The following is a 21,323-nucleotide window of genomic DNA, read 5'->3' as shown; positions in this document are numbered from 1 at the left end:
AGGAAGTTCAATCATGTTATTTAAGCTTTCTATGTCAGGCCTAAAAAGTAAGTTGCAAGATTACATTGTTTTACTTGTTGGTCTTATTGTCTCTATTTCAACTTTTTATATGTTTCAAACGCTAGCATCCAATAAAACGTTCCTTGAATCTAACTCTTCTACTAGGGATATTGTGGCTGTCTTTAAAATTGGTTCCGTTTTGTTAGCGATTATCACATTTTTCTATATTTTATATGCAAACTCTTTCTTATCAGCTCTTCGTCAAAAAGAATTTGGTATGTATATGATGTTAGGAGCAAAAAAGCATAAAGTTACCTTACTTATGTTCATTGAAACAATCATATTAGGTGCCACCTCTCTTTTGATTGGAATTACAATTGGTGTAGGACTTGCAGAAGGTATCGGTCAGCTATTAATGAAACAACTCGAGTTTGCTGGCGAAGGTTATAAAGCATTTTATCTGCCATCTATAGCTATTACTTGCATCTTCTTCTTTGCACTCTTTGTATTATCTGCAATTATGAATAGTATTAAATTATCTCGTATTTCTGTACTGCAACTTGTACATGCTGATGAACAAACAGAACGTGTTGCCATAAAAGGAAAAATGACAGTTGTAGTTGCATTCCTTGGTATTCTTTTATTGGGTATTGGTTATGCATCACTTATTTATATATCATATGCAAATTCGCTAATTGTTTTGGGATTAATGGCTGTTGGATTAATCTCAGCAACTGTTGGTACTTACCTTATATTTGGATCACTTCTTCCAGTTATGATTAACAAGCTAAAGAGTAATAAAAAACGTAGTGAAAAAGGCCTCAATGCTTTTACTTTTGCACAATTAAATTTCCGCATTAATAGTCTAACAAATGTGCTTGCAACAGTAGCAATTTTAGTGGCTCTTGGTGCTGGTGGAATTGCTTGTGGTATGGCATTTAAAAACAACATCCTAAAAATTACAGATCAAATACAAATTTACGATTCAGTCATTCATAATCCAACAGTGGAAGAAAAGACAATTTTGGGTAGTATCTTATTTCAAGAAAAACTTGAATATCATTACAAAGTTGATGATAGATATGTTTATTATCTTAAAGAAGATGTAGAGAAAAATCGCCCTTTCTTGCAAGGTATGAAAATAGAGAAAGCTTCAGAGGAAATACCAATTGGTGCATTTTCAATAAAACGGGCTGAAGGAGAGACAGACACAAAACAATGGATTCAGGTTTTCAGAACGATCCAGCCCAATTATTTATATCCTGATTATGAAATAAAAATTGTAGATTATAACATATACAATGGATTGAAGGGGAAAGAAAGTATTGTGTTTATGGGGAAAACAGATGATTTTGGATCATACATAAAAGAATGGAAAAAACTTGATGAATTACAGATAGCAAAATATAAAAATGTGAAAGCGGAAGAATTGGGTAGTAAGTATCAAACATATATTATGAGTCATGATTTTGCCAGCGGACTAATGTTTATGGGTTTCTTCGTTGGAATTGCATTTTTAGCAATGATGGCAAGCTGCTTAATGTTTAAAGTTCTGTCGGGAGCATCAAAAGATGTAACACGTTATCAAATGCTTCATAAAATTGGTGTTCGCCGAGAGTTATTAACAAAATCGATTTATAAAGAGTTATTCTTCATATTCTTATTCCCAGCAATTGTAGGGATTACTCATATATTAGTTGGTATGAACATGTTTAGCCCTCTTGTAATCGATCCGTACTCTCGCATTTGGTTACCACTTGTTATTTTTGTAGTAATTTACTCGATGTATTACTGGATTACTGTTCAATTATTTAAAGGAATTGTACTCCCTAAAAAAGATTAATGTAATGATGTTGTTTATCCCGCATTAACGGGCAGCACGATTGGTGAGGGCTCATAATCAGTGGGGGATGAACAAACCCCACTGATTAAAGTTTCACTTTATCTTCTACTGTACCTTGTAACTACATTTTACCTTGCTGTAAAGAAACAAAAAACGTTTTTTTATTCAATAATTCCAATTTCTAGAGCCTTTTGCACAGCTTCTTCTTTGTTGCGGACTCCTAGCTTTGTATAAGCTGTGGAAGCATAATTTCTGACCGTACCATTCGATAAATATAACCTTGATGCTATGGTAGTGTATCGAAGTCCCTTGGCTACTAGTTGCAATATTTCTATCTCCCTAGCTGTTAGCTCATAAGCGGTTGCTTTTGATTGTGGTGTCTCTTTTTGCGCATCAAACTTTTCAAATATTTTGTGAGACATTCCCTGATCAATCAGTGTCCCACCTTTGTGAATAAGTCGGATCGTATTAGCTAGCTCCAATGTTTCAATAGATTTGAGTAAAAAACCATCCGCACCGTTGCGAAGCGATTCCAACGCCTGTTCGGTATCCTGAAAAGTGGTAAAAATCAATATGCGGATATGTGGCCATTGTTGCTTAATCTTTTTGGTTGCTTCGACTCCATCCATGTGTTGCATATCTAAATCCATAAGTATAACATGAGGTTGAAGGCGCCCACACAAATCGATGGCTTCATTGCCATCCTCGGCCAAACCGACTACATTTAAATCTTCATATCTATCGAGTAGTGTCCTCAAACTTTCCCGAACAAATGGCTGGTCGTCTACAATTAACAAACGAATAAGTCCATCTTTTATTTCAGTTTGTCGCGGTATGGTACATGTAACAAGCATTCCTTCATCTGGCTTTGTATATACAGACAATTGACCTTGCAAATTCATTGCTCGTTCTTTCATCGCATTCATACCGAAGCCTTCTTGCCATTCTACATTTCCTTTTCCATTATCTTGAACTTCTAATCTCGTATATTGTTGTTCAAACTGCAATGAAACTATAATTTCAGTTCCCTGACCATGACGTACTGCATTCGTAAGGGACTCTTGTAAGCAACGAATGAACGCTATCTTCGCTTGCCGAGACAATTCATATTCCTCTCCGTATGCCCGAAAACTTACATTAACCAGAGCGTGCTCCTGAAATTCGGCTCCAAGATTTTGGAGAGATTGAATTAAGGAAGGCGATTGACAAGGAGACTCCATTTGATGTAGGTAACCTCTCACGTCCTCGATGCTTTTACGTCCCATTTCAAGCAGAGAATCTAGCCTCTGTATACCCATTTCAGTAGCAAGTTCGGTGCGCAACGTTTCCATCCCCATAATAATAGAAGTATAAGCGTGACCAACTGTATCATGAAGCTCACTCGACAGTCTGTTTCGTTCTTCCGCCAGTGTAATGCGTTCAATCTGAGACATATATTGCTCAAGTACCGCGTTTTGTTTACGAATTGATTCATTTTGTTTATGATTGACGATTAATAAATGAAAAGCGAAGCCCATTACATATGCGAATCCATAATAGGTGACCATAATCCAATAGCTATTACTTGGCGCAACCGCATAGAAAATTCCAGTTGTTATAAAAACCGTTATTGGAGCTGTCCAATAATAGGACAAATGCTTACTATTCGCAGCAATTAGAAACACCGATATAAGAAATGTGTTGTAAGCTTCTGGAAATAATAAGGTTAAATATATACATAGTCCACCATATAGCAGTATTTCTGTGAACAAATAATATTTATAATTGAATAGTAAGGCTACCCATGGAACAGAGAAGGCAATAATTTCCCAAAGAATAATAATCCAAAGTGGTAATGTTAAACCATCCTGAAAATTTAATGTAGCTAGAATGATAGACACACTAGCAAGTAGGCGTACCCCTAACATAATCCAATCATACCAAAACCAATACTTAACCATATCTAACAAGTCCTTTACCCCCTAAATAGCCTACCATTTTACTTCCTATATAATAATTTAATCCTTCCTGCCTTATTATACTTTTTAATTTAAAACTACGATACTACTCACAGACTGCAAACTTCTATTGATTTAGTTGCCGAATCATACTACGTGTATAGCCCCCAATTTTCTTTGTCAAACCATCGACTATTCTAATACTTATGGCGGTAAATACTATACCCATAAACATTACAAAGAGTGACTTGGCAAAAGTATCTATTTGTATAAATATAATATTCATATCGATGTATCGATACAGTAGTGGTGCCAACAGGAACATAAGTGGCATTACGTAAAAAATGATTGCACTAATGAGACTGAAAATGCCAATCGTAAATTTCTGCATTAGCCAATAGACAGCACACCAAGTGCGACGATCTGTTAGCACTAATTTCACCTGAGACCAGTTCGATGTATCCATTGTTATACTTCTATCGTAAGAGTCTGTTGAAATATCTGTATAAATTTTCGTCTGTATGCGCTCGAATTGGATAAAGGGTGTGGTAGTCTGTAGTACGCGCATAATTAATGGAATCCCAACAACAGTAAATGAAAGGGTTAAACTAAATAGCAGAGCTATTAGGTAAAAACAAAAATAAAACAATCCTGTACCGAAAGTTAGCAATAAAAAATAACCATTATGGATGAATCTTGATTTCATAAAGTTCATCGCTCCTATCTGTGTAATAACCGAATCATACTGCTTTTTTTGTCATTCTCACTAGTGTAAAAGTGTCATATGACAGTTCTAAATGATGTTAAAAAGGGGAGAGCAGCTTACTTCTGGTTAAAAAAGATGCTTTTATCCCGCTATTTACTGGGCAGTAAGACTCCCACCTCAAAATTCAGCGTTAGGTGGGGGGCGGGCTGCCGGTAAACGCACGATTGGTGAAGGCTAATAATCAGTGGGGGATGAACAAAAACCTGCTGATTAAAGTTTCACTTTATTACTCCTCCACAAAGCAATCCCGTTCTTACATCTGCAAGAACGGGATTGCTTTGTACTTTTATTTAATATGAGATGGACTTGTTTTTCGAATATGAAAAATAATATCAAATTGCTCAAGCAATGAAGTATCAAAATACACCGAACTGTTCGGGAGGATTTGTCCCCCTATACTTAGTAATGGTCTTTTTGCTTTAACCCATTTTTCTGCTTGTCCTTTAAGGTGACGGTTATCCAATAAAAACATTTTATATGGCACTTTTCCGAGAGTATAATTGAAACTTTTTACATCTTGTGGAATAGTGTCTGTTGTAATCTTACCTCCAGTGGAAGGATTATATTCGCTGTATAAGGTAAAATTCCCCTCCGTAGTTGTACTACCAATTGTGACATAATTATTGTCTAAACGTTCCTTCAAAAACTGCCCCGCAACATAAGGGTATAATTTCTCATCGATAATTCCTTTAGCTATATGAATATTGTGTGCCCATACCATCGTTTTACCACCAAATGTCTCTTGTGCCCACATTGCATGATCGGCCAAGTATTGTTCATGTAGTTTTATTATACTTGGATAGTCGTTAGGGAGTAGCATTGTGGTAAATTTCTCTATTGCACTTGCCGTTGCTTTCGCCCAGATGTACTCGGATGGAATTATTTCTGTGTTGGCTTGTTCATTCTCATCTTTTAGTAATCGGGCTACTCTCTCAGCGTTTGCTTTAAACTTCTCTTTCCTTTCAGGAGCAAGTTTCATATATTCCTGTATACTTCCAGTAAAAGAAGACAATTCTTTATAATTTTCTTCTACTTCTGCCAGCAAATCTGGTCGATGCAGCCTTACATAATCAATTACTTTATTAAAGCTACCTTGGTCCAACGCCTTTAAGTCGAGCCCAATAAATTGGATCTTTTTTTTATTGGATGGATCAGCATTATAATCTTTCATCCACTCAATCATGGCTATAATTTCATCAGTAGGATATAACAATTTTAAAAATTCCCTAGGGTTTCCTTTTCCTGTTTGGATATATTCATTTAGTTTTAAGCCGTTTCCCCAATCTTCTTCCATTGCAAAATTCGTAAAACCCATTTCAGTAACCAAATATTTCACAAGGCGAAACTTCATAGTAAAAATTTCAGAGCTTCCATGAGTATTCTCTCCTAATCCTACATATTGCGCGTTCCCAATCATTTTCTTAAGTGGTTTTAAATCTTCAAATGGTTTTGACGGCTCTATCGTTTTTAATGGGTTAGCCTGTGATTGTATTGATTTAACTATATTTTTTTGGACTGATTGACCTGAATTTTCGACTGCTACAGTTTGAGCGTTTCCTACTTCCGCGCATCCTGTGACTAATAAAGCTGTACTAACCATTGCAATCATTCTTTTCTTATTCATTTTTGCCCACCTCAATTGAATTATTTTCAAAAGCAAGATTGATTCATGTACTTGCACGAATCAATTGCCTTAATTCAATTGTTATTTATTCCATATCATATTTTCTAGTTACATATTGTCATAAGATTAATTGACACAAGTCATAGGTTAATCATTACACTTTTGTACTATCGGCTATGACAGTTTATAAATAATAATTAAATTGTTGAATCGCAAGTAAGACTAGATTATGAATTTGGGAGGGATTTTAAAGATGAATGATCTGTATGTCAAAATATTTTTATTCTAAGTTGTAGCTGTTGAAATGACAGGAAGTAAATTTGATAAACAAATGAATAAAGGGGAAGGGCGGATTACAATGTTATTACACGCAAAATCGTTCCACAATAAAGATAAAATCCATCGTGCTAAAATAGGACTTCAACTTTTTCTAAGTATCTTAACTATTACTTCTATTATCCTAAATGTACTAGTAATGATTACTAAAAGTATGCCGCTTATTGTGGTATATATGTTTACTCCGGCATTTTCTTCTATTTTGACTCGTATAATATTGAAAGAAGGGTTTAAAGATGTATCTTTTAGTCTCGGTAACTTAAAGATATGGAAGGGGATTGGTTTTGCTCTGCTAATACCTATGATTATTTGTGGAATTACTTATTCTATCGCCTGGTTGAGCGGAATTGCGAAGTTTCAGCCCCCGCAAGGTGGTATGCTAGAACCTATTTACAATATACTTGGATTTCAGTATCTACCGATACCATTAAGTTTCATTTTTATAGTAGTATTGAGCGGAGTATTAGGTAGCTTGCTTAACTTAATTCCAGTTATGGGAGAAGAAATGGGTTGGCGAGGTTATATGCTTACAAGACTAATCGATGCAGAGTTTTCACGCCCAATCCTTATTAGCGGATTGATTTGGGCAACGTGGCATGTTCCAATTGTTATTGCTGGTCTATATGTAGAAGGAACATCTGCCCTACTTTCAGTACTTGGCATCTATTTTTGTATTGTGCCATTCAGTTATATTACAGCTTATTTACGACTTATCACAGGTAGCGTTTGGCCTTCGGTTATCATTCATACTACTTGGAATGCCATTATTCAAGGACCTTTCGCACGTGCAAGTACAGGAGATCAAACTGAGATTTGGATTGGAGAATCTGGTTTGATAACCGCTATTATTATCTTGGCTACTGCAATAATTATGTCTCGAATCGTAAATTTTACTAAATAGCATACGGATTTGTTTTAAATTCAATTAGTGTAATATGACGAGGCTGAAATAAGATGCTCCTAAAAATATTAGAAAAAATCTAGTTGAACGGACTCTTACTTAATCTTAGGCTGCTGGACATGCTGTGATATCCCATCGTCATCAAGCTAAGAAAATAAACTTGGTTGCCATAAAAAAACATAATGTTTTCATTTAAAGTCTTGGAGATGAAATTTCATCATCTTCATCACGTTTGACCTTCAGGAAATAAAAAGTTAAACGATTATACAAATACTCTAACTGAAAAACGATAGTCCTTTTATCAAAAATGTAGAAGGACTATCGTTTATTTTTTGACAAAATTAGGGATTGATGTTCATAAAAATGGATAATATAATTCGTATTTTACGTAAAGAGAAAAATTTCCCCCTAGAATATTAAGCTAAATCTCTTGGTGTGACGGTTAATTTAAGTTTCACTTTATGACTTGTAAAGGGCTGTTCAATGCATCGTACTATTAAAAAATCTAAATTAAATCATTAAATTGCGATAAAATGTGGTCGGAAATAATGAAATTTTAGGAAAAATAAGGTACACTAGTCTATGATTTTAGTTGAAAATCGTTTGACGTTAATGCATACGGGGGAAAGATTGATGAACAACAATACAACAAATGAATCAGTTGAAGAAATTGATCAAAAACGAGTAAGATCAAAAAAACGTTATACAAATTGGAAGTTTATCGCAGCGGGTATTGGTGTAATTGCACTTCTTATTGGGGGAATGAGTTATTATCAGGCAACTCACTTCAATTCGAATGTTACAATTAATGACACAAAAGTTGGTGGTCTGAGCGCTGATCAGGCAATACAGAAATTAAAGACATCTGGACTAGCAAACAAAGTCTATGTTGATCAACAACAAATTTTAGATGAAAAAGATACAAAAACGGAACTTACGGAAAAAGATTTGCCTCAAGTTAAGAAACTATTAAAAAGTCAGTGGACATTTTTCCCTTCCTCAAAGGGAGAAAATTATTCATTGCTACCAGAGAAGGCAGATCAGTATCGTAGTGAAACGATGAAAAAACTTGTAGAAGAAAAGCTCATCTCTATGAATGAGAAATTAAAAGCGCCTCAAGATGCTATGGCGAAGCTAGAACAAGGAAAAATTGTTATTTCGAAAAGTGTTGAAGGAAAACAGTATGACGTTACTAGTCTACTGAAAGATTACGATAAGCAAAAATATAAAAGCGAAATTCATCTGAAGTCTGCATACATAAAACCTATTAAAGAAGACGATCCGATTGTCAAAAAAGAGGAGAAAGCACTACAGAATCTTCTTGGGCAGTCTGTTGAGTATAAAGTGCAGAATGAAGTTTATCCTTTAAAAGCAAAAGATTTAATTCAAAATGCTTCTATGTCAAAGGATATGAAAGTTACAATTGACGCGAGCGACATTAAGAATAAAATTACTGAAATTAATAATGCCAAATCAACATTAAATAAAGATTTCTCATTTAAAACGCATTCTGGTTCAGTCATATCAGTAAAAGGGCAAGGCTACGGCTGGGCACTAGATGTTGAAAAAGAAACTAAACAAGTTCAACAAGCCTTTGAGAAAGGCGAAAAGTCGCTTTCTGCTTCTAACATTCACGGAAATGGTTGGGAGAAGGAAGGTATCGGTTATAAAACAACAGCGAATAATGGCATCGGAGACACGTATGCGGAAGTTTCAATTGCAGAGCAACAAATTTGGATTTACAAAGATGGAAAATTAGTTGTTACAACAAATGTAGTAACTGGTAAACATAGTACTGGTGAAGATACATCACCAGGTGTGTGGTACGTCCTATATAAACGAACACCATATACGCTAAGAGGTAACGCAGTAGGAAAAGCTGATTATGCGGTTAAAGTAGATTACTGGGTTCCATTCACAAATAGTGGTCAAGGATTCCACGATGCCGGCTGGCGAAAAGACTGGGGAAATAATGCTTATTTAACAGGAGGATCAGGTGGATGTGTGAACCTTCTTCCTAATGTTGCAAAAACTGTATATGATAGTTTGAACACGTATGATCCAGTTATCGTGTACTAGAAAATAGCTACGTATCAAGAAATAAACAAAGCAGGAAATCTTATCTGATGGTATATGAAAAAACACCTCTTGCATTCGCATACTAAGTGTGCAAATGCAATGGAGGTGTTTTTGTTTGAATACAAGAGTGTATTGCTTATAAGAAACAAAGTAGAAAGAGATTAAGAATAAGTATTCAAATAATCAATAAAATTGACAATGAATATCATTTTCACTTAATATAGAATCGTCGCATTTAATTAGACATGAATTTTTTGTTAATATAATAGATTTCTATTAAGTTGTCATATTTACGAACTATCATTAAATATTTTAAGAATTTAAACGTAGGAAAGGGTAATATAAAATGAACTGGAAAAAAGGCGGATTATGGGTTATTATTTTTTTCGTTGTAAAAGGCACGATTTCTACACTTTTAATCGTTACAGGTGCTAAATATTTTGATTTATCATTTATGCAACTTATCTTATTAATTCTGACCTTATTAGTGATTTCTCTAATAAGTCGTAAATTGCTCTATAGACATAAACAAAACAAAAAGCAAAAAGAGCTAAATATATAATGAAGCCCCAGAGACCATTGGATTTCTGGGGTTTTATTTTGATAGTGTTTTCGCATGTATATTAATTTAACAGAATAGGTTGTCCAAAATGATAAAATCGATGATGTTTAAAATGCGTCAGTTATTTTTACATAAGGATTGTAGAGAGCCTTTGAATCAATCTTTATTCTGAAGCGACAGATACGTATAAATTATGCTCTTTTTTCAATTGGTAGTTTAAATGTAAAAGTACTGCCTTCTCCTAATTTACTTTCAACCGTAATTTCTCCTCCATGTAGTTCGACAATCCATTTTACCATCGACAATCCTAAACCTGTGTTTCCGATGTTTGAAGATGTTCGTGCTGCGTCAACTCGATAGAAGCGGTCCCATATTTTAGTAATATGTTGCTCGCTGATGCCGATGCCATTATCGGAGACTTTACCTATTATGTTGGTTTCATCACGGAATAGTTGCATATTCACAGTTCCACTCGCTTTGCTATAAGCAATCGCATTCGTTAGTAAATTCATTAATAAACGCATCATCAATGTTTGATCGGCTTTAATAAATAGGTCTTCCTCTATATTAGTTGTTATTTCAATCGAATTTTCTTGAACCATTAATGAAAGTTCTTCTACAACGATTTCCGTTAATTCACTCATATTGATACATTCAAATTGGAAAGTATTATGATTTCCTTGGTCAGCTCTTGCTAATAATAAGAGTTGTGAGATTAGAGCGGACATTTTACGTGATTGCTTTAAAATTACTTCTAACGATTCTTCCATTTCTTTCGGGTTATTCCTCTGCGATAAAGCGTATTCGCATTGTGAAATAATAACAGATGTTGGCGTTCTTAATTCATGAGATGCGTCAGATGTAAATTGTTTTTCACTTTCAAATGATGTCTCCAATCGCTCAAACATTTTGTCAAAGGTTTGTGCTAAATGATACATTTCGTCTTTCGGTGAACCTTGTAAATTAATTCTCTTCGAAAGGTCTTTACCATCACCAATTTTACTGGCGGAATCACTCATTTGTTGCACAGGTCGAAACGCCCTTTGCGTGATAAAATATCCTCCGAATGCCGCAATAAGAATAAGTAATGGGAATGAGATGATTGTTACCACGATAAGCGTATTCATCGTTGAGGATAATTGGTTCATAGTCATTATTCCACGAACCCAGACTTGCTCATCGCCGCCTGCATTATGGAGAAAATCATATACTATCCATTCTTTATTGCCGTCTTTAATGGTTTGTATTTCATCGGATTTAAGCGATATCTTTTTATTAAAGCTTGTTGGACTATGTCCTACCAACAGCTCACCTTGTTTACTATAAATGCTTATATTTACTCCATCTTCTAAGGTTTCAAAATCATCGTCAATCTTTAACTGCCCATGCTTATATTCGATATCTTCCATGCTTTCTTTTACTGTGTTCTTCAATTGATCTTTCATATTAAAAAGCAAAACTTTATCTGAAGAAGTTAAAATAAAAGCTAACACGAGTGCCATAATAATTACAATTAGCCCCGTATACCACAGAGTTACTCTCATTTTTATTGATAGTCTTTTCATGATTCTACTCGCAATACGTAACCAGTTCCTCGTACTGTATGAATTAACTTCGTTTCAAACTGGCTATCAATTTTTTTGCGAAGATAGCGGACGTAAACATCAATAATATTCGAGCCACCTTCATAATCGTAATTCCACACATGTTGCTCAATTTTATCTCGTGTCAACACAACTTCTTTATTACGAATCATATATTCTAAAATAGCAAATTCTTTACTGGAAAGAGTGATAACTTGGTCTCCTCTTGTTACTTTATGCATATTGCAATCTACCACTAGGTCAGCGATTTCAAATACATTAGATGTATTTCCTGTTTTTCTTCGCATTAACACTCGAATTCTTGCTAACAGTTCATCAAAAGCAAACGGCTTTACTAAATAATCATCTGCACCTAAGTCGAGTCCTGTTACACGATCATCAATTGTATCTTTAGCTGTAAGAAGCAAGACAGGAGTTGCATTATTGTCCGCGCGTAATCTTTGTAATACGTGTAAACCATCTATTCCGGGAATCATAATGTCAAGGACAATCAAATCGTAGGTAGCCATGTTTATATAATCCAGGGCATCTTCTCCATTCCCACATGCATCGACACTATAATGTTCTGCATTTAATCGTTTCACCAATATATTTTGTAAGTCTTGTTCATCTTCGACGATAAGAACTCGCATTAACATTCTCCTTTTCTTCTTATTAATATGTATCACTATAATTCCAAAACATTAAAGAAAGATTAGAAACTAGTTAATTATATCATTTTATCCCGCATTAACGGGCAGTAAGACTCCTCCCTCAAAATTCGGTGAATGCGAGGGAGGTAGGGATTAACTGCCTGTAAAAGCCTTCACTTTATTTTTTTGTACATTAATCTTCCTTTAATGTTTGTTCAGTAATATAAAGGCAAGGATAAGGTGCACATGTAAAGGGAGGAAAACAGAATGGGAAAATGGATGCTGATTGGAGCAATGTCCTGTTTATTCTTAACAGCTTGTTCTACTCAAGTTGATAACAATACAGAAGTACAACAACTGAAAGTGGAAAATGATAAATTACAAAAAGAAGTCGCTCAACTACAACAAGAACCAAACAAAACACAAGCTGCTACAAATGATAAGAAACAAATACAAGATTTCAAAAACGAAGTCTCATCTATTGTAGAAAAGGCAAATAACACGAAACCAGTTGGAGCAAAAGAAGAAAACCTAAATACGTACTTAGCAGTAAAAAAAGAAATTGACCAACTGGATGACAAGATAGATCTATCTGATAATCAGCTAGAAGCAGATTATCACGCTGGAACGATAACTGTTGAACAATATCAAACGCAAGAAAGAGAACACGATATACTGGAAGATCAATTAGAACAAGCAGAAAATGCACTTGAAGCAAGATTTGGAATAGAGGATTAATCATTAAGGAGTGGATGGAAATGTTAAAACATAAAAAGAAAATAATGATAAGTATAATTGCTATTTTAGTAAGTGGTATTGCTATTATTAGTGGATATTATGGCATGGGTTACAATTATGCAAAAAAGAATGAAAACTACACAGAGAAACAAGTTCGTGAAATTTCTTTAGCTCATACAAATGGAGAAATTATTAATGTGAAAAAAGAATTCGAATTAGAAGATGACAACTTAGCACAATCAAAATTTGAATATGAAGTGGAAATCAAGACACCTGATAATCTGTTAAATATTTTAAAAGTTAGTGCAAGGACAGGTACAATAGTAATTGATAATGAAGATTAAATAAATATCGCGTATTTGAAAAAACTCCGAACAAAATTTGTTTGGAGTTTTTTCATGTTTATACTTTACTATTTTGAAATGTGGAAAATCTTCATACTTCTACAATCTATATAAATGACTCAAGCTTCGCATCTTTTGAATGCCCTGAAGTGCTAAACCTAAGCAAAATAATGAACTATCCTATGGAAGAAAGTTGAGGGAGCTAATCGCATATGTTTTATTGAAAGGATGTGATTGAATTATGGAACGGCCAAATTGGGGAATTGGAGGATTAGTATTCGTTGGCTGTATGTTTCTTGGTGGAGGAGTGGGATCTATGTTAGGTAATGCCCAAACTGGATGGCTAATAGGAATGGGCATTGGATTTCTTGGGATGGCTTTAACGAGACTGTTCAGAAAATAATGTAACTGAGATTCTTCTTCTGGTAAATAAGGAAATATGTAAGTAATTCATGGCATAAGAGTTCTATAAATTATAGTTAGAATCTTCTCTTTTGTATTTGTCTTTTCAAAATTTCTCCATACATAGATACGATTCTCAAGTCGGAGGATAGCACCTTAGGGTGTCTTTTTTATGCTTTTTAAAAATGTCTTACCATATAATAGCTGAGTTTTGCTTTCAGTCTCCAATGCCCATTAAACATAAAATGAAAATTCTGCACCATTTAAACTCTGATAACAATTCATACGATCAAGAATAATTGAGCTAATAGCTCTCGGTAGATTGCCATCATTTTTTTATAGATTAGATTCATTACCGTTTCAGACCTATGTATTCATTCATAACCTAACAGTAAAAGGGGGGATGATTAAAGGTATGGCGTTTAATGATGAATTAATTTGTCAACAGTTTGCAAGAATTATCGGCGGGCAAGAAGGATTCGCCGGTGGGAAATGCGTGGCAACAATAAACAGGGATGAAATACGAGCAACAATCTTAGGAAAACGTTTTAGAGTAACAACTTCCTTTTCATTCGAATCACGAGACAATAAAACTGGACGGGCATTATGCCTAGGCCGAGTAGCACTCTTACAAAAAGAAGTCACTGAATTTGTGGCGACAATTATTAAACAAGGAATAATCGTTTCGTCTATACACAATGAGTGGTTATGTGATGATCCAAATTTGATTTACGTTAATATCGAAGACGTTGATGATCCACTAAATTTTGCAAGAAAAGTGAGAAGAGCATTGTGCAATTAACTAAGTTTTTTAGTTAAATGAATGATTACGTTAAATAGAAGATTTCAGCGTGTTGAATGTTATAGTTGTAAAATAGATTTAAGTGGATGGTTTTATAAAACGAAAGAAGGTGTTTCATATTTGGAATGCCTTTTCTTTATGTTTTCGTTGCTAATGTGGGTGGTTAACTGATTATATGCTGTTTATCTTGTAACAGCAAGAACTGGACGAGGTATCTTTAAAGGTGTTTGACTATTTGTAGATACCATATTTTATCAAATGTTATTAGCATATCATAAAATGATAAGGGAGAAATCGTCAGAGAGATACGTCAAATTAGTCATTCCTTCTATAATCTAAGGAGGCGATTTTGTTTTTGAAAAATAATAGGTAAATCATTTGACAATTAAAATAATCTACTTTATTATATGTGCCATAGCATATATATGGTGAAACAAATACATTCATTGTGAATGATTGACTGGTATGCTATACCCTTTTATATCTTAATTTATAGAGGTGATATATGAACTTACATGATTTAATAGGCTATCTTGTTCATCGTACTGATGTGAAAATGACCAATTATTTTACGAAGAAATTAAAGCCGTATGGAGTTACGCCAGAGCAGTGGGGGATCATTAGTGTTCTTTGTAGCCAAAGGAGCACTACTCAAAAAGAGTTGGCGGAAGCTATTGATAAAGATCAAACTACTGTTGTTAGAATGATACAGTCAATGGAGAGAAAAGGGATTGTAAAGAAGGCTTTGAATGACCAAGATAGGCGTTCACATAACCTTTTTTTAACTGAAAAAGGTGACGAATTAAAGAAAACAATCTTGCCTGTAGTGAAAGACGCTCACCATTTTGTTACGAGTAATTTGAGCGAGGAAGAAATTAAAGTATTACAATCGTTATTAAACAAATTGTATGATACACACTATTAATATTTGTTCCTTATTGATGCTATGCTATTCATAAGGAACAAACTTTGTTTTAGGTATTATATATGCTATAGCATATAATTTTTGTTTGTTTGGACGAATGGAAAGATAACTTTATTTTGTATCATATCTGATTCAGGTTCACTTTTTTGCCTAGTACCAGTCAAATTTTTGTATTATATATGCTATAGCATATAATTTTCAGCCCTTTAATATTGAAAAGGGTAATGTAAATTGAAGCGACTTCCATACGGGTAATCTCAGGAAATAGGGTAAAGGTAGTGACTACTACCTGAACAATACTGAGTTTTTATCAAATAATAAGAAAGGTGTGATTACTATTTTAATTTTCATCAATATTGTAAAAGTAGTGTTGTTTCTGTTCTTTTTAATGACAGGAACGAAAATTATATCGGGGAAAATGGCAGATGAATTCAAACGATTTGGTTTACCTTCGTTTTTTAATTTCTTAACTGGAGCTTTTGAGATTGTAGGAGCGATTGGAATGTTGATAGGAATTTGGATTCCAACAATAGCTTTATTAGCAGGATTGTTATTAGGCGGTACGATGCTTGCAGCCGCATTAACTCTAATTGTATTAGCGAGAGATCCCTTTAAGAAAGCAATACCTGCACTTGTTTTGTTTGTCCTTAGTTTAGGGATAAGTTTGTATCACATTTTTTAAACATAACTGAAAACTATTAAACTTTCACTTTATGCGTTCAAGTTACTATCGTTTTGTGATTATGTTACAAATAGGGGGATTCTCCAATTAGTGCTTGAATAATAATAGCAATATGGATTTAGACATTACTATCATTCGAATCATAATCAGTAAAAGAATGGCAAGAATTTTATATTAAAAATAGGAGTGAGTGAAAATGGCATATTTATTACAAGTTGATTTTCCGTTTGAAGGTCCTTTTGGTGAAGAAATGGAAAAAGGATTTTGGGATTTAGCAAAAAGTATTAACGAAGAAGAAGGATTCCATTGGAAAATATGGACTGAGAATGAAGAAACAAAAGAAGCTGGAGGCATTTATGTATTTGAAGAAAAACAAGATGCTGAAAAATACGCGGAAATGCACAAGAGCAGACTTGAAGCAGCTGGTGTAAAAGATATTAGAGTGAAAATTTTTAACATCAATGAAAAGTTAACGGAACTGAATCGTGGGTATATTAAATAATTTCGAAAGTTGGAGTAAGCGTAAAAAGGAGGGGGATAATCCCCTCTTTTTTAATTCTTAAATTGATGGTGAGGGGGCTCGTATAAAAAATAAACCTAGTGCTATCATGAGACATTTTTTATTTGAACGATCTACAAGACTTCTTGACCAAATATTAGTAAACAATGTTGATAAAGCCCTAATAATATATAAACCAGAGACAGTAATTGCTGATTCTGTTATGTTAAGAACGATTAGGTTTAGAGCAATAATGTAGATTTTCGTTTTACTTTTATCTCAGCAAGTATAACACCGCTTAGAATAAGTAATGCTCCAATATACCCTTTGAGTGACAATACTTCGTTCATGAACAGGTATGCAAATAGTGCAGAAAATACAGGTTCTAATGAAAAAATGAGTCCTGTATGTGTCGGTGTTGTGTATTTCTGTGCCATCGCCTGAAGGATGTAGGCAAAAGCACTGCAAAATATACTTAATACCAGTACAGCGATCCAACTTTCTTTAGTGGATGGAAGTTGCGGCTCTTCGAAAATCAGGGCAGAGAGTACGCCAAACCCTCCTGCAAATCCCAACTGAAGAATTCCAAGCTGCAATGTATTGGCCACTTTAGCCGCCCTTCCGGTGACAATAATATGAAAAGCATAAAAGAGAGCAGCGAGTATACAGAGTAAATCTCCAGAATTAAGTGTTAATTGATTATTCAAAGTCAGTAAACCAATTCCAGTCATTGCTACAAGGGAACTAATGATTAGTCTGTAGCTCAGTCGATCCTTAAACAGAACGATAGATAATAAAGGGATAAAGATTACGGTCAAACTGGCTAGAAAACCAGCATTTGAAGCTGATGTCGTTTTTAAACCTAAGATGACTGAAGCAGATACAACGAAAAGTAAAAATCCTAGAATAAAGCCGTATTTTAAGGTGACAAAATGAATTGAACGAAATTGTTTAAAAAAAACAGCAGCACAAACCAAAAAAGCAATACCAAAGCGTAATGCAACAAGAGAAAATGAAGGGACAGTTTCCAATCCGATTTTCATAAAAAGGTAGGAAGTACCCCAGGTCATTGTAACAAGTAAGATCATAAGATTAGCCTTTATTGGTTTCATTTTTAGTTCTCCTTTAAAATTTTTATGTACTTAGTTTAATTGTGATTCAAGTATTAGTAAAACGAATATATGTAATGATATACTTGAACAAAATTCATACATGAGAAAGTAGGAGAATCGATGAGTCTGACTAAGTTAGAAATCTTTCTGAAGACGGTTGAAATGGGGAACTTATCAAGAGCGGCCGAAGCAATGAACGTGACTCAGTCAGGTGTCAGCCATGCGATTAGAAGTCTTGAATTGGAGTATGGTTTTCAACTGTTATCCCGGAATAAAACGGGAGTTCGATTAACGGAAAATGGTGAGCGTGTTTTAACGCATGTTCGTGAAGTAGTAAATCATAATGAGCGATTGAAGCAAACTGTTGCAGAGATTAATGGGATAGTTGCAGGAACCTTGCGCATTGGAACCTTTACAAGCGTTTCTATTCACTGGTTGCCTGCAATCATTCATCGATTTCACTTGGAATATCCTCGAATTGAAATCAAATTAATGGAAGGTGATTATGGAATGATTGAAACGTGGATTCAACAAGGGGTGATTGACTTAGGTTTTATGTCACTACCATCGGCGGGCCATCTAGAATCTATTCCACTAAGAAAAGATCGAATGCTATGTGTCCTTCCTAAAAATCACTCATTAAGTAAACAATCTATAATTCAGTACGATCAGCTCAAGAAAGAGCCTTTTATTATGCCTGCTTCTTCATGTGGTTACGATGTTAGGAAAGTATTAGAAGCTGCTAGGATTCATCTCGATATCCAATTTGAAACCGGTGATGATCATGCGATTGTCGCGATGGTGGAGAACGGGCTTGGAATCAGTGTCATGTCTGAACTCGCATTACAAGGACAATGCGAAAATGTTACGGTTGTGGAATTGGAAGACAAACCTACACGATCGCTTGGGTTGTCGCTTACTTCAATTAAACACGCATTACCAGCGACAAAACGTTTCATCGAACATACCCAAAAATGGCTGGATGGCGATTGAATATATAGGCAAGCAAAAGAAAATTAACATTTTATGATATTTAGTCCATATAGGGGTACCTTTTCAAAAGAAGAAATGAACGGGGAAAGAAAAGGACCAACTCACAGAAGATATTCACAAAAGCTCTCCAATTATAAGTATGTAGTTAGTGTATTCATCTTATAACGTATAAAAAGACACTATAGAAAGTGTCTTTTTATACGTTGACATACTATGAAAGAAAATATAGTGGTTAATAATAATTTGTTGGATATTAATATAGACAAAAATAAATTAAATTTTTAATATATATAGATTTTTTATGTTTATACACATTGTTCGTCAACTTCTTTTCGTTTTGATAATTTGTTATTCTGATTTGTAATAACGATAATCAACTAGTAAGTTAGAATAAAGATTTAATACTTGCTAAGATTGTAAGTACTCCTACAATAATAACAAATACATTGCTCATTTTACCTCTATATTTAGCTAATACCGGTACTTTACGGATCGCATACATTGGTAATAGACATAAGATAGCAGCAACTAATGGACCGCTTAGAGCGTCAATGAGCCCAAGAATACTTGGATTTGCATAAGCAACATACCAGCATGTTAATACGACAAAAGTAAGAATTACTGTCCTAACTGTTTTTTCTTCTATATCTTTTCCACGTGTTTTACCAAATTTGATAATCATGTCACGCATTACTTCATATGAGCCTATATAATGACCAAGGAAAGACTTTGTTATAGCCATAAAAGCAATAATAGGAGCTGCAATCGTAATTACTGGCGAATTAAGTTCATTAGCGAGATAGGATAGGATTGATAAGTTCTGCTCTTTTGCCACTTTTTAAATCATCTGGAGTCAAACTCAGTGCGCTGCTCCAAACGAAGAACATAACAACAACGAACGTCATGATATAACAAACTTTTTGTATTTGAGCACATTTAGCATCAGTTGCTTCTATTCCATACGTAGATCTTTGTTTTATCACAAAAGACGAAATCATTGGAGAATGGTTGAATGAAAACACTATGATAGGTAGTATCATCCATATCGTTCCCAAATAACCTGTTCCGGTTGAAGCAGTAGAGACATCTGAAAAACTAAGCATTGATGTGTTCCACTGAGGAATTAGAGATATTGCGATAAATAGTAGAGAAGCTATGAAAGGGTATACTAGCAAGCTCATAATTTTTACAGTGATATCTTGACCAAAATTTAGTATAGCGATAAGACCCAGTACTAAGACAAGCGATAAAATGGCTCTTGAGGGCTCTTTCATATGTAATTGATTCACAATAAAACTACTTGCAGTATTTGTAAGTGCAACTGAATACATCAAGACAATTGTATAAATTGAGACGAAGTATACGATGTTAAAAATAATACTCGCTGTATTTCCGAAATACTCTCTTATTGTCCCCGTAATTCCCTCATCGGCAGAATTGGAAGCATATATCATTTTAGCAAGCGCCCTATGTGAGTAATACATAACTGGATAGGCAAGTAATGTAATGAGTAATAATGATAATAAACCACCTGAACCTGCATTAATTGGTAAAAAGAGTACTCCTGCTCCAATTGCTGTCCCAAAAAGGCTCAATGCCCACGTAGTATCTTGCTTATGCCACTTTTTAGGATCCAAATATTTCTCGTTTGTAATCACAGTATTTTCAGATTGCAATTCTATTTTTTTAGCAGTATTCCCATTCATATAATAAATCCTCCTTGTATCCTATTCTTAAGTCTTAGGAATATAAGTCGTTCTGGAAAATGAATCTCCTACAAGTTCCTCAAATCGTGTGTTCTTCTCTAATTGAATCTAAAATTTAATGTTTGTTAACGCTTTTAAAATCTGTTGATTGTAGATGGGTGTATTTAAGTGAATAAGGATTAAAAAATTGTAAGTATGTCCAGAATTCCTCTAAAACTATTGCTTTTAATTCGCAAGACATCTGTCTTCCATCCCTTTACATCGCTTCAATAACCTCGTCAACATTGTAGACATTGCTAAGGCATAGCTAATGCGATGTCTTTTGCTGCTAAAGAATTTTTAATGAATTTTCTTTTTGATTACACACCTTTCTTTGAGTGATTTTTTCATCTTGTCCAATTTTAGAAAGTTGATATTTTCTAAGGTGCTAATAGGTTATCCCTAGACGTCCCTATTATAGCTTGTATATTTATAAGTTAAATATTTTTGTATTTTAAGAAAAAATGAACAAACAGAATTTTGAATAGGTAATAAATTCAACATTACATGTAGTATTTGTGTCCAATGTTTGAAACTGTATTAGTTAGAGGGAAATCAGCAGTAATACAGGGGTTCTTACATTTTCACATTGTTTATATTGGTAATCTCTTGTTGAGATACCTATATTTCTCTTTTTTGAAATATCTTATTTTTAGCGTGAAGCTGTTGTAATAAATAATACATATAGATGATAGGAACTTATGTTAGGACATGTATAGGTGAGGTGTTGAATATTAAATAGTTAATTTGTATTTAAATTCATTTTTTGAAATAAATAAACTTTTATGTGAAGTCAA

At 34.2% G+C, this 21,323-nt stretch carries 18 protein-coding genes and 2 pseudogenes; 12 read left to right on the top strand and 8 right to left on the bottom strand.

What is annotated here, in order from left to right:
* Positions 1–13: 13 nt before the first annotated feature.
* Positions 14–1,843: an ABC transporter permease gene (locus tag V7S45_RS15715; RefSeq protein WP_025686865.1), complete on the top strand. Its 1,830-nt coding sequence runs from the start codon at positions 14–16 to the stop codon at positions 1,841–1,843.
* A gap of 161 nt (positions 1,844–2,004) precedes the next feature.
* On the opposite strand, the gene V7S45_RS15710 is transcribed toward V7S45_RS15715, so the two are convergent.
* The 3 genes from V7S45_RS15710 to V7S45_RS15700 all read right to left on the bottom strand — a co-directional run bounded on the left by V7S45_RS15710 (position 2,005) and on the right by V7S45_RS15700 (position 6,170).
* Complete coding sequence (locus tag V7S45_RS15710) at positions 2,005–3,792, bottom strand: hybrid sensor histidine kinase/response regulator transcription factor (RefSeq protein ID WP_000886428.1); 1,788 nt, start codon at positions 3,790–3,792, stop codon at positions 2,005–2,007.
* A 115-nt stretch (positions 3,793–3,907) separates the two neighbouring features.
* A complete protein-coding gene (locus V7S45_RS15705; protein ID WP_000842190.1) occupies positions 3,908–4,486 on the bottom strand; it encodes a sensor domain-containing protein in 579 nt (192 codons plus the stop codon).
* 346 nt (positions 4,487–4,832) lie between these two features.
* Positions 4,833–6,170 carry an erythromycin esterase family protein gene (locus V7S45_RS15700; protein WP_001036231.1) on the bottom strand — a complete coding sequence of 446 codons (1,338 nt, stop codon included), beginning with the start codon at positions 6,168–6,170 and terminating at the stop codon, positions 4,833–4,835.
* A 358-nt stretch (positions 6,171–6,528) separates the two neighbouring features.
* On the opposite strand from V7S45_RS15700, the gene V7S45_RS15695 reads away from it, so the two are divergent.
* From V7S45_RS15695 to V7S45_RS15685, 3 genes are all read left to right on the top strand, one after another.
* Positions 6,529–7,407: a CPBP family intramembrane glutamic endopeptidase gene (locus V7S45_RS15695; RefSeq protein WP_002183718.1), complete on the top strand. Its 879-nt coding sequence runs from the start codon at positions 6,529–6,531 to the stop codon at positions 7,405–7,407.
* A 633-nt stretch (positions 7,408–8,040) separates the two neighbouring features.
* Entirely contained in the window at positions 8,041–9,486 is a 1,446-nt protein-coding gene (locus V7S45_RS15690) for a L,D-transpeptidase family protein (protein WP_025686866.1), read from the top strand.
* Between the two features lie 346 nt (positions 9,487–9,832).
* Positions 9,833–10,048, top strand: coding sequence for a hypothetical protein (locus tag V7S45_RS15685; RefSeq protein WP_001104104.1), 216 nt, complete (start codon positions 9,833–9,835; stop codon positions 10,046–10,048).
* A 191-nt stretch (positions 10,049–10,239) separates the two neighbouring features.
* Here V7S45_RS15685 and V7S45_RS15680 read toward each other — a convergent pair whose 3' ends face one another.
* The gene (locus tag V7S45_RS15680) at positions 10,240–11,613 is read right to left on the bottom strand and encodes a HAMP domain-containing sensor histidine kinase (protein ID WP_025686867.1); all 1,374 of its coding nucleotides are present in this window, start codon (positions 11,611–11,613) and stop codon (positions 10,240–10,242) included.
* Positions 11,610–12,284, bottom strand: a complete 675-nt coding sequence (locus V7S45_RS15675) for a response regulator transcription factor (protein ID WP_001264516.1) — start codon at positions 12,282–12,284, stop codon at positions 11,610–11,612. Before V7S45_RS15675 ends, V7S45_RS15680 begins: the two co-directional genes overlap by 4 nt.
* Positions 12,285–12,551: 267 nt before the next feature.
* Here V7S45_RS15675 and V7S45_RS15670 point away from each other — a divergent pair, with 267 nt between their 5' ends.
* From V7S45_RS15670 to V7S45_RS15640, 7 genes are all read left to right on the top strand, one after another.
* Positions 12,552–13,022 (top strand): hypothetical protein, encoded by a 471-nt coding sequence (locus V7S45_RS15670; RefSeq protein WP_025686868.1) that lies wholly within the window; start codon positions 12,552–12,554, stop codon positions 13,020–13,022.
* Positions 13,023–13,042: 20 nt separating this feature from the next.
* Positions 13,043–13,366 carry a PepSY domain-containing protein gene (locus V7S45_RS15665; RefSeq protein ID WP_025686869.1) on the top strand — a complete coding sequence of 108 codons (324 nt, stop codon included), beginning with the start codon at positions 13,043–13,045 and terminating at the stop codon, positions 13,364–13,366.
* A 241-nt stretch (positions 13,367–13,607) separates the two neighbouring features.
* Positions 13,608–13,769, top strand: coding sequence for a hypothetical protein (locus tag V7S45_RS15660; RefSeq protein WP_000441009.1), 162 nt, complete (start codon positions 13,608–13,610; stop codon positions 13,767–13,769).
* A gap of 402 nt (positions 13,770–14,171) precedes the next feature.
* Positions 14,172–14,570 carry a DUF1259 domain-containing protein gene (locus tag V7S45_RS15655; RefSeq protein ID WP_000589729.1) on the top strand — a complete coding sequence of 133 codons (399 nt, stop codon included), beginning with the start codon at positions 14,172–14,174 and terminating at the stop codon, positions 14,568–14,570.
* Positions 14,571–15,075: 505 nt separating this feature from the next.
* On the top strand, positions 15,076–15,495 hold the full coding sequence (locus V7S45_RS15650) for a MarR family winged helix-turn-helix transcriptional regulator (protein ID WP_001048563.1): 420 nt from the start codon (positions 15,076–15,078) through the stop codon (positions 15,493–15,495).
* Between the two features lie 331 nt (positions 15,496–15,826).
* A complete protein-coding gene (locus V7S45_RS15645; protein ID WP_025686870.1) occupies positions 15,827–16,177 on the top strand; it encodes a DoxX family protein in 351 nt (116 codons plus the stop codon).
* 196 nt (positions 16,178–16,373) lie between these two features.
* On the top strand, positions 16,374–16,679 hold the full coding sequence (locus tag V7S45_RS15640; RefSeq protein WP_000323757.1) for a monooxygenase: 306 nt from the start codon (positions 16,374–16,376) through the stop codon (positions 16,677–16,679).
* 87 nt (positions 16,680–16,766) lie between these two features.
* On the opposite strand, the pseudogene V7S45_RS15635 reads toward V7S45_RS15640, so the two are convergent.
* Both V7S45_RS15635 and V7S45_RS15630 read right to left on the bottom strand, forming a co-directional pair.
* A pseudogene (locus tag V7S45_RS15635) lies at positions 16,767–16,937 on the bottom strand (MFS transporter); the annotation flags it as partial.
* Positions 16,919–17,788 (bottom strand): DMT family transporter, encoded by an 870-nt coding sequence (locus V7S45_RS15630; RefSeq protein ID WP_016124845.1) that lies wholly within the window; start codon positions 17,786–17,788, stop codon positions 16,919–16,921. The pseudogene V7S45_RS15635 and the gene V7S45_RS15630, both read right to left, overlap by 19 nt.
* Before the next feature lie 120 nt (positions 17,789–17,908).
* Between V7S45_RS15630 and V7S45_RS15625 the strand changes: the two genes are divergently transcribed.
* Complete coding sequence (locus V7S45_RS15625) at positions 17,909–18,781, top strand: LysR family transcriptional regulator (RefSeq protein WP_025686871.1); 873 nt, start codon at positions 17,909–17,911, stop codon at positions 18,779–18,781.
* A 385-nt stretch (positions 18,782–19,166) separates the two neighbouring features.
* On the opposite strand, the pseudogene V7S45_RS15620 reads toward V7S45_RS15625, so the two are convergent.
* A pseudogene (locus V7S45_RS15620) lies at positions 19,167–20,487 on the bottom strand (aromatic amino acid transport family protein).
* Positions 20,488–21,323 lie beyond the last annotated feature (836 nt).

Source organism: Bacillus sp. BR3(2024), assembly GCF_039134555.1.
GTDB lineage: Bacteria > Bacillota > Bacilli > Bacillales > Bacillaceae_G > Bacillus_A > Bacillus_A cereus.
The sequence above is the reverse complement of the archived record's forward strand: the minus strand, read 5'-3'. Positions and strand labels throughout refer to the sequence as shown.